At 52.0% G+C, this 14,330-nt stretch carries 10 protein-coding genes; 4 read left to right on the top strand and 6 right to left on the bottom strand.

Annotated features, from left to right (window positions below):
• Positions 1–73: 73 nt before the first annotated feature.
• From R70331_RS10250 to R70331_RS10230, 5 genes are all read right to left on the bottom strand, one after another.
• On the bottom strand, positions 74–2,077 hold the full coding sequence (locus tag R70331_RS10250; protein WP_042175110.1) for an AraC family transcriptional regulator: 2,004 nt from the start codon (positions 2,075–2,077) through the stop codon (positions 74–76).
• 133 nt (positions 2,078–2,210) lie between these two features.
• Positions 2,211–2,594, bottom strand: coding sequence for an iron chaperone (locus tag R70331_RS10245; protein ID WP_042175108.1), 384 nt, complete (start codon positions 2,592–2,594; stop codon positions 2,211–2,213).
• Between the two features lie 54 nt (positions 2,595–2,648).
• The gene (locus tag R70331_RS10240; RefSeq protein ID WP_042175105.1) at positions 2,649–3,113 is read right to left on the bottom strand and encodes a DUF1801 domain-containing protein; all 465 of its coding nucleotides are present in this window, start codon (positions 3,111–3,113) and stop codon (positions 2,649–2,651) included.
• Positions 3,114–3,160: 47 nt separating this feature from the next.
• Positions 3,161–3,727, bottom strand: a complete 567-nt coding sequence (locus tag R70331_RS10235; RefSeq protein ID WP_042175103.1) for a YdeI/OmpD-associated family protein — start codon at positions 3,725–3,727, stop codon at positions 3,161–3,163.
• An 86-nt stretch (positions 3,728–3,813) separates the two neighbouring features.
• On the bottom strand, positions 3,814–4,041 hold the full coding sequence (locus R70331_RS10230) for a hypothetical protein (protein WP_231576444.1): 228 nt from the start codon (positions 4,039–4,041) through the stop codon (positions 3,814–3,816).
• A gap of 66 nt (positions 4,042–4,107) precedes the next feature.
• Here R70331_RS10230 and R70331_RS10225 point away from each other — a divergent pair, with 66 nt between their 5' ends.
• The 3 genes from R70331_RS10225 (at position 4,108) to R70331_RS10215 (ending at position 7,631) form a co-directional block, all read left to right on the top strand.
• Entirely contained in the window at positions 4,108–5,001 is an 894-nt protein-coding gene (locus R70331_RS10225; RefSeq protein ID WP_042175099.1) for a LysR family transcriptional regulator, read from the top strand.
• Positions 5,002–5,085: 84 nt separating this feature from the next.
• Positions 5,086–6,777 carry a M3 family oligoendopeptidase gene (locus tag R70331_RS10220; protein WP_042175097.1) on the top strand — a complete coding sequence of 564 codons (1,692 nt, stop codon included), beginning with the start codon at positions 5,086–5,088 and terminating at the stop codon, positions 6,775–6,777.
• Between the two features lie 134 nt (positions 6,778–6,911).
• The gene (locus tag R70331_RS10215) at positions 6,912–7,631 is read left to right on the top strand and encodes a class I SAM-dependent methyltransferase (RefSeq protein WP_042175094.1); all 720 of its coding nucleotides are present in this window, start codon (positions 6,912–6,914) and stop codon (positions 7,629–7,631) included.
• Here R70331_RS10215 and R70331_RS10210 read toward each other — a convergent pair.
• A complete protein-coding gene (locus R70331_RS10210) occupies positions 7,626–8,345 on the bottom strand; it encodes a glycosyltransferase family 2 protein (RefSeq protein ID WP_042175092.1) in 720 nt (239 codons plus the stop codon). The two genes, R70331_RS10215 and R70331_RS10210, sit on opposite strands and share 6 nt — an antisense overlap.
• Positions 8,346–8,584: 239 nt before the next feature.
• Here R70331_RS10210 and R70331_RS30430 point away from each other — a divergent pair, with 239 nt between their 5' ends.
• Entirely contained in the window at positions 8,585–14,317 is a 5,733-nt protein-coding gene (locus R70331_RS30430) for a right-handed parallel beta-helix repeat-containing protein (protein WP_052419002.1), read from the top strand.
• The last annotated feature ends 13 nt before the right edge of the window (positions 14,318–14,330 follow it).

Genomic DNA, 14,330 nt, shown 5'->3' with positions numbered 1-14,330 from the left:
TGTAATCTAATTGTAGGGGCAACTATGAATAGAATAAATACCCAACTCTGTTATAAATAAACTTTACAATCGCTTACTTTTCGCCCAGCATTACTTTAACAATCGAATCCAGCTGCAGCTCCAGGGAGTACGGGTCTTCCATGACAAATTCATCATCTTCCCCGGTGCTGGATCCGTATTTATAGACCTGTCCCTTCTGCACAGCCGGCAGTGCTTTCCAGACGCTGGTATCCAGTATTTCGGAGGCCCCTTCACTCCCTGAACCGTACACAAACACATGGTCGCCGAGATACTCCGGTAATACCTCCAGAGAAATATTCTCATACCCGTCTTTCATATTCAGGGCTTTTTCGGTCGGCGGAAGCTGCAGCATTTCATAAATGGTCGAGCTGCCGTAGTTGCCGCCTTTTGCCCCAAGTACATACAGCGTACCTTGGCTTACCGAAATAACGGATACGTTCTCCCCTTCTTTGACTATACCTTCGATCTTCTTACGGGCATCTGCTACCTGGGCTTCATAATCTGTGATCCAAGCCTCTGCTACCTGCTCCTTACCGAAGATTTCACTGATTCTCCGGAATTTGTCCAATGGTCCTGAGGTGGATTCCCCTTCCCAGTAAGGCAAGAATACAGTAGTACCGATTTTCTTGTAATCCTCAATGTTCTTCTCAATCGATCCGATGATCAGATCAGGCTCCAGATAAGCCAGCTTCTCCAGGTTCATCGGGAAGCCGCCGAGGTCCTCAATGCCGGCGATTGTATCGGCGGATATGCCTGAATCAGCAATCCAGCTTTCAGTCAACATATAACTGCGGACACCAACCGGAATAATGCCCAGCTTCAGCAGCTGGCCCATATACTGGTCAGAAGCCACCCGCTGCGGGTTCGCCGGCACCTCCACATCCCCAAGCAGCGTGGATACCGTTCTGGTTGTCTGCGCAGCTGCAGCCTGTTCTTCAGGCTTCGCAGATGCAGGAGCAGCAGTCTCTGCGGCTACGGCATTGGCAGTGTTGCCTGAACCGGCGGCATTTGTATTAGTATTGGTACCCGCAGCCCCCGAACAGGCTGTCAGTAAAAGCGACAAGCATAATACCATAGTCATTGCGGTGAATTTGAATCTTCCTTGCATGAATAGATCCCCTTCCGGTCTGTAGTGAAATTGATTCTCAATATCACTATAACCCGGCAGCAAGCCTTGCTGAACGGCAGATTTTAGCATCGAGAAGGGCATATCCTGACTCGTTTTACGTTTTTGCAGCTCATTTTTCAGGCGGATGGGAGAAAGCCCCTTATATTTTTTAAAGCTTCGGCTTAAGGAATGCGCATCCGGATACCCTACATGCTCAGCAATCTCCTGCAGAGTAGCATCCGTCTGAAGCAGCAGCTCCAGCGCCCGTTCCACTCTCACCTGTCCCAGGTAATGAATCGGGCTTGTGTTCATTCTATTCTTGAACAGCCGGGACAGATGGCCCGCGCTGCAGTCCAGCTCCCCCGAAATCTGCTGCAGTGTGATCGCAGAGCTGTAATGCTCGCGAATAAAATCTGCTGCCTGCATCACAAGATCCGGCTTCTGTGCCTGAACATTCTGGCTGTACAGCTGGCTGAGAAGCTCATATACAAACTGGTGGAACAGCACCCGTACGTGCAGCTTCCCGAGTCCGGAGCCGTCTCCCCACTCCCGCTCGAGCAGCTCAACCTTTTCATATAAAGTGAGGGGATTATGCGGGACAAAGGCGTATTGATCGAGAAAAGGATTATCCTGCTCCATCAGCCTGATAATCTCCCTCAGATTCGCTGAACCCGGTGTAGCCCGGTACAGGAGCAGATAATATTCCAGCCCGCTATCCGGGAAGATCCGCAGTCTGGCGCCTTTTCCTCCATGCAGCACATGAAATCTCTCTACCCTGTGCCTGCTATGGTCCAGATAGACATCGGCTTCACCGCGTACAATGTACAGAAACGCGCTTGACGGCAGCCGGTAAGGCTGCAGCTCCCCCGGCGCAAGAATCGTGTGACGGACATCCATTATTTTAATAAACACATGATTCCATAATAAAATATGATCGTTCAGATTCATTCCGGTACATCCTGCCTCCAATCTTAAGTCTGCATACATTCATTATAAGTGATAATGGTTCTCACTGACACAATAAAAAATCCAACCATTTAATGGCTGGATTCATAACGAATAGACCATATCGCTGCACAGGTCATCCCTTCCGCTTCCCCTTGGCCTTCTCTATATTCTCTGCAGCCCTGAATTTCACAATCCGGGTAATCAGGTCATAGGGCATCGGCTGGTCAAGCGGGAACTGGACGGAACCCTTGGCCCCTTTATAGACGGACAGCTCGTCTTTAAAAGCTTCGATTCCCCGCGGAGCCGGATAGAATCCGATGTGCTTTTTGAATGCGGCAAAATGCACAAGGTTGCCATACAGGTCAAACGTAGGCATCTGATAGCTGATTTTCTCGGTGGCTTCCGGTGCGGCTTCATGAATGACCCTGCGTATATTCTGCAAAAGCTCCCGGACCTCCGGTGCGGCCTGTTCAATATATTCATCCATGCTCTCAAATGTAGCCTTGTTATCGTCCATTTCATCGCCCTCTCGTGAGCTTCTAATAGCCCGATTGTATCAGATACAGCTCCATTATTTCTTCTTTAATTGGGCAATTTCCTGCTCATACAGCCGGATATATTCCGTAACTGTAACTTTTCGGATTAGCTCACCAATCAGCTCATAGGGAATGGTGCCCGACGGCCTGAACCGGATGCAGGATTTCCCCATATCCAGCTTGGTCTTCATATGCTTCGGATACTCTTCCCGGAACCAGGACAGCAGCTCAGGCTGCATATAGATGCCCATGTGATACAGCGCGACATGATTTTTCTGGGAGGCTATACTGATAAATGGCAGCGGCTGCTCCGGCGAAACATGATAACCCGGAGGATACAGCTCATGCGGAACCATGTATTCTATCCCGTAACCTATGACCTCTGCAAAGCCTTCCGGAAGGTTTTCTTTTATTACTGCTCTAAGGCTGGCAATAATCGTCCGGCGCTCTTCAGGCAGCTGGCTGATATAATCTTCGGGACTGCTGGCGTTATACTCCATGCTTACTCCTCCTCGGTCATTAAGGATATTTTCATTGCCTGCAACATTCAGTGCTCCAAAAGACGCCCGTTATCATGCCAAGCACCGTACATCCGGTTATCTCGTGTATTCGCTATGAATTTGTCCAATCTGCTCCGGAATAACTCCGGCTGCTTTTTGTAGCCCTGAATGTTATCAATACGTATTCTGCTGTACAGAGGCGGGAAGGCCAGAAAGTTCGCATAGACCTCCGGGTCCTCTTTTAATGCCTGCTCAATTACTTCATCTATTACAAAAGATTCCGGTCCCATATCCGGCAGCACGCGTCTGCCCTCATCGCTTAACAGCCCCAGCTTGTCCAGCCGGCGGACCCGTTCTTTATTCAGCTCGGTCCATGAGCTTCTTTTGGATCTTGGAGACAGCCGCTGTACGACCCCGTGCTCCGTGCTTTTCTTGACTCCGTCGATCCAGCCGAAGCACAGAGCCTCCTCGACTACATCCAGATACAGCAGCTTGTCCGGGGCAGGCGTCATGCTTACGGTAATCCAGCAGCATTTCTCCTTACTGCCGTTAGCTTGCAGCCAGCTCCGCAGCTCTTCACGGGTTGTTAATAGTAATAGATTGTCCATCTCCATAGCTTACATTCACTCCCTAACGGACTCAGCTGACCTTAGCCTGGCTCTCACTCATGTTACCATAAGCTAACCGGACACGGGCGATCTTATCTGCTGACTTCCGCCAGCCATTCCATACAGACGGGTATGAATGCCGCATAGTCATTCAGCGATTCTATTGTACCGATAACCTGGTCCGCCCCCAGCTGCTGCTCGGCCTCATCCGTACACTCCACGCCAAGCGAGCGCTTCACACTGTATTCCAGCCAGTCCAGTTTACCCGTAACACCCCTATATTCGCTAAGTGTCATCCTGATATTAACTTTCTGATGCATCAGTTTTAACATTCATAGAATTTTTCTATGTTAACCTGTAGCTAATAGCGCGGGGGAGTGAACGGAATGAACCTGAATTTAATTAAGCTGCAGATTGTGGAGCTTTTGTATAAACACAAAAAAATAACAACCGTTGCAAGCGTTCTCGGGCTGAAGCAGCCGACGGTAACCTATCATCTCAAAAATCTGGAGCAGCAGCTTGGGGAAAAGCTGTTCGAGCCAAGGATGGACAAAATGATTCTCACAGAGAGCGGGAGAGCCTTTCTTCATTATGCGGTTAAAATCAATGCCCTGGCGGCTGAGGCGGAGCGCGTCGTGAAGGAATTCAGCCTTGCCGGCCGCAGCTCGCTGAGCATTGGTGCCAGCTATGTTCCGGCCACCTACATCCTGCCCGGAATCCTCAGCCGGTTCGGTGAGCTGCATCCTGAGACCACAGTGTCGCTGTCTGTAAAGCCTTCGCCTGTGATCAAAGAGATGCTGGTCAACCAGGAGCTTGACCTGGGAATCCTGTCCACGGAATCCTTTTATCTGCCCAGCCTGCACAGCCAGCCGCTCTGTGAAGATGAGCTTGTGCTCGTGTTCGCACCGGGGCACGAATTCGCGGGCCAGCCGGAGCTGACCCCTTCCCTGATCTCCGGGGCTAATTTTATCCAGCATAACAGCCAGTCCAGCACCGGCCGGATCACCAGCAAATGGTTCGAGGACTGCGGATTTGAGCCACGTGCCCACCTGCTGCTGGATTCCCTGGAGGCGATTAAGCACTCGCTGATTAGCGGCAGATATGTATCCTTCATTTCACGGCTTGCAGTTGCAGATGAGGTGGCCTCCGGTAAGCTGATCATGCGTCCCATTCCAGCGTACCATTGTCAGCGGCGGATTTTCTATTCCTATAACCGGGACCGCCACCTTTCGCCGTTCATGGGTTTATTTATTGAGCTGATGCAGGCGCTCTGCTTGTAAAGTTCTTCATGATTTGGGTTTTGGTTTTGTCTTCCACATAGTATAATATACTTCATCTGGCAGAGAAAGGATGTTGATGATTACATGAAATTTACTGAATATCCCTATGAGCGTCCTGATCTTGACAAGCTTAAGCAGGAATTTGCAGCCCTGCTTAAGGGTCTGGAAGCAGACAGCCTTGAGGAGCAGAAGGCCTCCATTACCGCGATAAATGAGCTGCGCAGCGAATTCGAAACCCTGCTGAATCTGGCCTACGTCCGGGCCTCGATCAATACCCTGGATGAATTTTACAAAGCTGAGCGAAATTATTTCGATGAAGTTGAACCTATTCTTCAGGAGTACATAACCGATTACTACAAAGCACTTGTAAAGTCCAAATACAGGACTGAATTCGAGCAGGTATGGGGGGCCCAGCTCTTTGACCTGGCTGAAATCTCGATCCGTACCTTTAGTACGGAGGTCATTGAGGATCTGCAGCTGGAGAACAAGCTGGCCACCGAGTACAGCCAGCTCATCGCTTCAGCCAAAATTATGTTTGAAGGCCAAGAACGCACTTTATCCCAGCTCATACCGTTTGAGATGTCGCCTGACCGGGATATGCGTAAACGTGCTTTCCAGGCCAAATACGATTTTATGGCAGCACACGAAAATGATTTTGACCGTATTTATGACGAGATGGTTGCTGTACGTACAGGCATCGCCCGCAAGCTTGGATACCCCAGCTTCGTTGAGCTTGGCTATGACCGGATGAACCGGACCGCCTATGACGCCGGCATGGTCGCCAACTTCCGCAAGCAGGTGCTTGAGCAGATTGTACCTGTAGCACAGAAGCTGAAGCAGCGCCAGAATGAACGGCTGGGTCTGGACAAGCTGAAATTTTATGACGAATCCCTTATTTTCAACAGCGGAAATGCTGCACCAAAGGGGGATGCCGACTGGATTGTGGCTAATGGTGCAAATATGTACCGGGAGCTCTCACCTGAAACAGACGAATTCTTTACAATGATGCAGAATAATGAGCTGATGGACCTCTTGAGTAAAAGCGGCAAGGAAGGCGGCGGGTACTGCGCCTATTTCGGCAAGTACCAGGCACCGTTTATTTTCTCGAACTTTAACGGAACCTCTGGAGATATTGATGTGCTGACCCATGAGGTAGGCCATGCTTTCCAGGCATATTCAAGCCGCAGCCTGAAGGTTCCTGAATATGCCTTCCCTACCCATGAGGCCGCTGAGATCCACTCGATGAGCATGGAGTTTTTTGCCTGGCCGTGGATGAATCTGTTCTTCGAGGAGGATGCCGACAAATACCGGTTCAACCATCTCGCAGGCAGCCTGGAGTTTATTCCTTATGGTGTATCCGTTGATGAATTCCAGCATTTTGTATACAGCCATCCCGAAGCGACTCCGCTTGAACGTAAGCAGGCGTGGCGCGAAATTGAACTGAAGTATCTGCCGCACCGCGACTATGACGGCAACAGCTATCTAGAGCAGGGCAGCTTCTGGCATAAGCAGTCGCATATTTTCCGCACTCCGTTCTACTATATCGATTACACCCTGGCCCAGTTGTGCGCGTTCCAGTTCTGGAAGCGTTCGAACGAGGATTTTGCAAGTGCATGGAGTGATTACCTCAGGCTCTGTCAGGCTGGCGGCAGCAAATCCTTCATTGAGCTGGTAGAGCTGGCCGGGCTGATCTCACCGTTTGAGGACGGCTGTGTCGGCTCGGTAATCGGCGAAATTGAGAGCTGGCTGGATTCGATTGACGATAAAGCACTATAAGACGGCTTTACTGACCGCGGTCCGCAAGCAGATCTAACAGAAAAGTCCCGTTCCCCGGAATCAGCCGGAGCGCGGGACTCTTTATTTTCACTCAAACAAGCTCAATCACTCTACCTGGAAGGCAGGCGGCAGAAATGCACAAGGAATCTGTATCTCATCAATCTTATGAGGAAATGGCAGAATACTATTTTCGCGATATAGACAACAAGCCCTACAATGCCCATTACGAACGTCCGGCCACTTTGTCGTTACTTCCCGGGGTTGAAGGTAAATCTGTTGTCGATGCGGGCTGTGCCGCAGGCTGGTATACAGAGCAGCTGCTTCGCATGGGCGCGAAGGTTACCGCTGTTGATTTCAGCTCCCGGATGATCGAAATGACCCGCAGACGGGTGGGCGGTAAAGCCCGGCTTGTTCAAGCGGATTTGAATGAACCTCTGGCTTTCCTGGCGGATGCTTCACAGGACGTCGTCCTCTCTTCACTGGCGCTGCATTACCTCAAAGACTGGACTTCTGTGCTGAGTGAGTTTTACAGAGCCTTGAAGCCCGGGGGAGTACTGGTCTTCTCTGTGCATCATCCGTTTATGGATTTCACTCATTTCCAGAAGGAGAACTATTTTTTGACTGAGCTGCTGGATGATGAATGGAATACGCCTGACGGCAAGGTAAAGGTCCAGTTTTACCGCCGCCCGCTGTATCAGATCATTGCAGCAATACACCGTGCCGGATTCGTCCTCGAGGAGCTGCTGGAGCCGATGCCGGCCGATGCCTTCAGACAGCAGGCACCGCTTGCTTACGACAAGCTTACCCGCACACCGCAGTTTTTGTTCATCCGGGCCCGGAAACCTCAGCTATAGCTTTCTGTCGGCAAAGCTCCGGAAATTACCGGTTACCGCCACCGGAATGCTATCCTTCAGATAAAAATAATCCTTGGCCTTCCAGGTGTGGCTGCCTTTGTCGGACCTGCGCACATAGACATAGTTATACGGTGAGGTGGCAAAGGTGCGGAATCCTTTTCTTTTGCAGCGCCTAAGGAAGTTAACATCCTCACCCACCGAGCGGTCGGGGAACAGCACCTGCTTACACACCTGTTTTCTGAACAGCAGCGTCCCTCCCTGCAAAAAGACCACCGGCTTATGCTGCTCCTTCGGTGACCGTACAATCAGCCGGCGGCTTTTCTCAAGATAGACAAGACAGGCATGCTTCCCGACGATATCGCTGCGGGTGTGGTTCAGCGCCCTGATCTGTTCTTTCAGATAATACGGGGAATAATAATCATCGTCGTCAAACTTGGCAATCAGCGGATAACGCGCCTTGGTTATGGCACTGTTCAGGCATTGGCCGAGCGAAACCGACTCCGGGAGCTTATAGACGGAAATGTTGTGCCCGGAGCCTGCCCTCATCTGATACGCCTGCAGCTTCATGCTGTCCTTGTTGAGGATAATAATCAGTTCCTTATATTTCACTTTCTGGTTCTTGTAATTAGCAAGCAGATTATCAAAAAACTCCGGACGATTCGTGCACACGATTATTGAGACTGCATTGACCTGCTTATTTGCCGCTTTTCCCACTGCCCCTCTCTCCCCTCCTGTTATCCCTTCAGCATATGAGCCCCGTCCAGCGGCCGTTCGGGCATGAGGCATATAGCGGTAATCCTGGTATCATTAGCTCACATTTTTTCCATTCTTCCCCTGAGAGGGAAGATGTGAGTTATTGATTGTAGCCGTACTTTTCTGCTGTAGGGTATAATTTCGCTTGATCAGGCCACCCGGCCTGTCAAATATAGGTACATATGGAGGGGATTCTGGTTTTGTTAAAAAAACGCTTGCTGTCTGTGCTCACATCCATCCTGTTATTGTCATCCTCACTTCCGCCGCTGGCCTCTGCAGCAGAAGTGTCTGATCCCGATCCGGCTGCCGGTATGATTAATATCAGCAGTAATTGGAAAGGAAGTGTATTCGGCGATGTAGGCGGCCAGGACAAAATTACGGCGGCAAACTTCGGCATTACAGAGAATGCAGATTCAACCGTTACCCTGCGCAGCTCTGCTGACCGCGGCAAAATTTCCGGCAGCACTGAAGGGATTGCTTATTATTTTCAGCAGATTGATCCTGCAGCAGATTTCGAACTCAAAGCTAAGGCGCATGTGGATGCCTGGACAGCCAACAATCAGGTGTCATTCGGGCTCATGCTGCGCGGCAATGTGTGGGATAACCAGTCCGGGGCGTACACAGGGGATTTCACTGCTGTGGGTGCATTGGACCAAGAAATGAAAGCGTTTTATAAATCGGGTGGCGGCAGCCTTCAGAAGACCGGCTATCTGTTTGATACAGCCGGCAAGCCTGCGGCAGGGGAGGATTATGACCTCAGCATCCGGAAAACCGGGAATCTGTATGTCTTCACTCTCGACGGCGTCACCAAAACACTCGAAGGCTTCAGCGGAGCTGTTCAATATGCGGGACTTTACACTGCCCGGAACACAACCGTTACTTTTAGTAATGTACAGCTTCTTCAGGAAAAGCCAATCGAGCTCGGCCCGTGGACGTACAGCGCTTTTGGCGGGAACACCAGTGCAGTGAAGAATCCTGCGCCTGTAGACGCAACTGAGACCTCCGTGACGCTGGAAACCTACGGCGGAAAAATCTCCGGAAGCGACGAAGGGCTTTCCTTCTATTTCAGGGAGATCCCTGCCCAGGCTAATTTTGAGCTTACAGCCACGGCCAAGGTCCTTTCGTTCAACAGCAACAGCAGCATCAGTACACCAAACCAGAAATCCTTCGGGCTGATGCTGCGGGACAGCGTGGGCGTGAACGGCGATTCAGCCGCAGTAACCTCCAATTATGCCGCAGTCGGCGCGCTGGATCAGGTGATTAAGGGGTTCTACAAACAGTCATCGCAGGTAAAGCTTGCCCCGTTCAGCGGCATTTCTGTCCCTGCAGCCGGTGAAGAGTACGCGCTCCGTATCAAAAAATCCGGCAATACGCTGCAGCTCAGCACCGGCAGCCAGACCGAAACTGTAACACTGGACGGAGCGTTCAGCGATACCCTGTTTGCCGGGGTGTATGCAGCCAGAGATGCTGTAGTTGCCTTCAGCGATGTGGATATCAGGCTTGAGACCAAAGCGGTCACTTCCTTAACGGCAGATACCAGCGCTATGGTAAAGACCTCTTATTTCATCGGGGAAGCACTGGACCTGACCGGCTTGTCTGTAAAAGCCGTCTATTCCGATAGTAGCGAGGCTGTCCTGTCACCGGCTGACTACATCGTTACCGGCTTTGACAGCAGCAAGGCCGGGGCTAACACGGTAACCGTTCATTATAACGGTGCTTCTGCAGCAATTACCCTGCAGATTCTTCCGCTATCCGTATCCGGGCTGATAGTCAAATACTACCCGGCCAAAACCGTCTATTATCCGGGTGATACCTTCGACCCGCAGGGACTTGTCCTTCTGGCCGGCTATAACGGCAGCCCCCCGGGAACGGAGCTGGACACCACCCTCTACTCACTCTCCATTAACGGCCAGCCCGTAACAGAGCAGGCACCGTACCTGTTCAGCGGACCAGGCGTCTATGAGGTGACCGCTGCCTCAGTGGAGACTCCGGAGGTAACAACCGCCTTTGATATTACGGTTGAGGATGCGGCGCTAAGTAAACTGGAGATCCGCAATCTGCCGAAGCAGACGTTATATTACATCGGGGATACACTGAAGCTGGAAGGGCTGGTGCTCTATGCGCATTACAGTGACGGTACCTCCCAGCGGCTCATGAAAGAGGAATACAGCGTTTCTGCGCTTGACACTTCTGTTCCCGGCTCACGTGAGATTACCGTTAGCCATAAGGGCGCTACTGTTAAATTCCCGGTTGAGGTCAAAATAAAGCAGCTAACCGGTATTGAAGTCACAGTATACCCGAAGACTAGCTTTCTGCTGGATGACAGCTTTAGCAGCAACGGGCTTGCCGTTTCCAAGGTATATGACAACGGGGACCGGGAAGTGCTCAGCGGCTATACGCTTGACACTAGCAAGTTCGACAGCAAGAATGCTGGTGTGTATGATATCGTGATCATCCCGGCCGATCCCGATATTGATCCGATTAGCTACCCGGTAACAGTCAGGGAAGCAGCCCAGCCGGTGTGGAGCAGCATTCATTTCGGGCAGTCCACATCTGCCGCCAATAATCAGACTGTTGTCCGGGAGGACGGCTCCATTCGTTTGATTGCACTTGAAGGCGGAGGCAAGGTTACAGAGGACCATGACGGCATCACGTTCTACTACACTGTGCTTGATGCAGTCCAAGATAACTTCGTGTTGTCTGCTGACATCCAGGTATCCGCTTATGCTAAATCCCCGTATGACGGTCAGGAATCCTTTGGCATAATGGCCCGTGATGTGATCGGCACAGCGGGCAATTCCAGTGTATTCGCCTCCAATATTGCTGCCATCGGCGGCTACAGCGGCGGAACCAAGAGCAGCAACGGAACCCAGCTGTTCGTGCGCACCGGAGTGGAATCTTCTGACGGGGCCGGCAGCAAGGGCATCAAGACCGTCATGCTGAATACCGAGCAGCCGGCTCCCGGTAATACGTTCCCTGCCGCTCCCTACCGGCTGACGTTATCCAAGACGAATAGCGGCTTCACCGGCCAGATTAATGACGGCAAGGAGGCGGTGTTCTTCACACCGGATATCCTTAACGTGCAGGATGGCAAAATGTATGTCGGCTTCTATACAGCCCGGCTGGCTACCATCGACGTCAGCAGCATTCAGCTGACCGTTACCTCGGCGGCGACGGATGCTCCTAAGATTGATCCGCCGCAAAATGCAGTGACACCGGCATTTGATATTCTTTCGCTGGGCAGAACCTCCCAGTCTGATTACCGGATGATCCTGCGGCCGAATGTCAACGGAACAGTGACGCTGAAGCAGGGCTCTGCAGTCATTGCACAGGATATCACTGCAGAAGCCGGTAAACGGCTTTCGCTTTCCGCTGAACTTGCGGCACAGCAGGACACGAATTTCAGCATCAGCTTTTTGCCGGATGATACCCAGTACCTGACCTCCTACGATAAGATCGTCCGCAACTTTACCGTCACCATGAAAAGCTATGCCGAAGGTAACGATATTTACGTCTCCCCTGCCGGAACGGTCACTGGCGACGGTACACTGGAGCACCCGCTCGATATCGATACCGCGATTGATTACGTGCAGCCCGGACAGCGTATTATTGTTCAGGACGGCCGGTATGTGCGTTCAAGCAAGCTGGAGATCAAGAAGTACAATGACGGAACGGCTGACGCCATGAAGATACTGGAGGCAGCTCCCGGTGCACGCCCTATATTCGACTTTGATAAAAAAACAGAAGGCGTCCTGCTGAGCGGCAGCTATTGGCATGTCAAAGGACTTGATTTCACGCGTACAGCAGGCAATACCAAAGGATTCACTGTAGGCGGCAATCATAACATCGTGGAAAACAGCCGTTTCTATGCCAACGGGGATACCGGCCTGCAGATCAGCCGGACGGACGGAACCGCTGTGGAACTCGCGGAGTGGCCGTCGTACAACCTGATTCTGAACAGCTCCTCCTTCGATAACCGCGACCCTTCCGATAATAATGCCGACGGCTTCGCGGCCAAGCTGACCTCTGGTGTCGGCAACGTGTTCCGGGGCTGCCAGTCGTACAACAATATTGATGACGGGTGGGATTTATACACTAAAGCAGGGACGGGAGCGATTGGCGCTGTGCTGATTGAAGACAGCGCGGCCTTCAACAACGGCCACCTGACAGACGGAACCGTGGGTGCAGGTGACAAGAACGGATTTAAACTGGGCGGCGAAGGGATTTCTGTCCACCATATCATCCGCAATTCCGTTGCCTTCGGCAACGGGGCATACGGCTTTACCAGCAACAGCAATCCCGGTGTCATTGCTGAGAACAACATCGGCTTCAACAACACGCGCGGCAATTTGAGCTTCACTACCTATGATCACATTACGCCGGATTTCACAATCGGCGGCTTCCTGTCCTACCGGACAGCCAGCATCGCTAAAGACCAGTACCCGGCGGGACTGGCAGCGGATAATAACTATATGTATGACGGGACTGTATCGGCTAATAAATCCGGCAAGCAGCTCAGCGATGCCAACTTTGTCAGCCTGACTCCGGTCAGCGTCTATTCAAGAGATGCCTCAGGGAATGTAGTCTGGGGAGATTTCCTCAAGTTCATTCCGTTTGATGATAATGAACCAGGAGAAGAAGAGCCCGCAGCGACTCCAACTCCCGGAGCAACACCTGCACCTTCGCCTACTCCAGCTCCTGCTCTTCCGGGCGGCACCGTAACAGCGGCTGATCCCGCCGTAAGTACAGTTCAGCCGGATGGCAGTGTGAGCATCACTCTGGCGGCGACTGCTGTACAAGGCAAAGTGCAGGCAGTGCTGAGTGATGCCTCGCTGCAGAAGGCACTGGCAGTGGCACTGAATCAGGCAGACGGCACCAGACTCCTCCGGCTTCAGCTGAAAGAGGAAGCTGCTACCGGTGCTTATGCAATTACAATTCCGGCGTCCGCATTTACAGCCGGGACCTCCAGACTGCAAATAGAGGTTAACACAGCTATTGCCAGTGTAGTTCTTCCAGATCAGCTATTTAAGGCAGATGAGCTTGCAGCTGCCAAGGCTATAACCCTGCAGATCAGTATAACCGAGCCATCTGGAGTACTGAAGGAACAGCTCGGCGGAGCCCCGCTGGTTGCCTTTGAGCTTCTGTTAGACGGCAAGCCTGCCGGAGACAGCGGTTCTAGCTCCGGCGTCCAAGTGCGCCTGCCTTATACGGCAGCCGTACCAGCCGCTGATCAGCCTTTTATCGTTGTCTGGCAGATCAGTGCTGGCGGCGTTATTACAGCGGTTGTGGACAGCCGCTATGATACAGCCGCGAAACAGGCTGTTTTCACGGCTGACCGTACTGCCGGACAATATGCAGCTGTTCTACATCATCCATCCTTTAAGGATGTCTCCGGCAGCCATTGGGCAAGTCATGAGATTGCGTTACTGGCCTCGCGCGGAATTCTTAAGGGTATGCCGGATAGCAGCTTCCTGCCGGAACAGTCCGTGACACGCGCAGACTTTGCCTCCCTGCTGGTCAGGCTGCTGGGTCTATCCGGAGCCGCGGGCGGCAACACTGCGGGCTTCGCAGATGTTCAGCCGGAGGATTACTTCTACGGGGAGCTGATAACAGCCAAGCAGCACGGCCTGATCAACGGACAGCCGGACGGATATTTCCATCCTCAGGAACCTGTCTCAAGGCAGGATATGTTCGTAATGACTGTCAGAGCACTTAAGGCTGCCGGTATTCTGCAAGGGGACTCTGCGGCCTCCTCTGCTCTCAGCTCCTTCGCTGACCGTGCGGAGATTGCTAGTTACGCTGCCGGTGACATTGCTGTGCTGGCTGAGGCAGGCTTCATCAAAGGTGATGCCGGCGGCCAGCTCAATCCGTCGAAGCTATCCACCCGCGCAGAAGCAGCTGTACTGATCTACCGGATTTTGATGTCACTGTAACGCAAAGGGCTGC

It is taken from the genome of Paenibacillus sp. FSL R7-0331 (assembly GCF_000758645.1).
Taxonomy (GTDB): Bacteria; Bacillota; Bacilli; order Paenibacillales; family Paenibacillaceae; genus Paenibacillus_AQ; species Paenibacillus_AQ camerounensis.
Note: the sequence above shows the minus strand (reverse complement) of the source record. Positions and strands in the feature narration are given on the sequence as shown.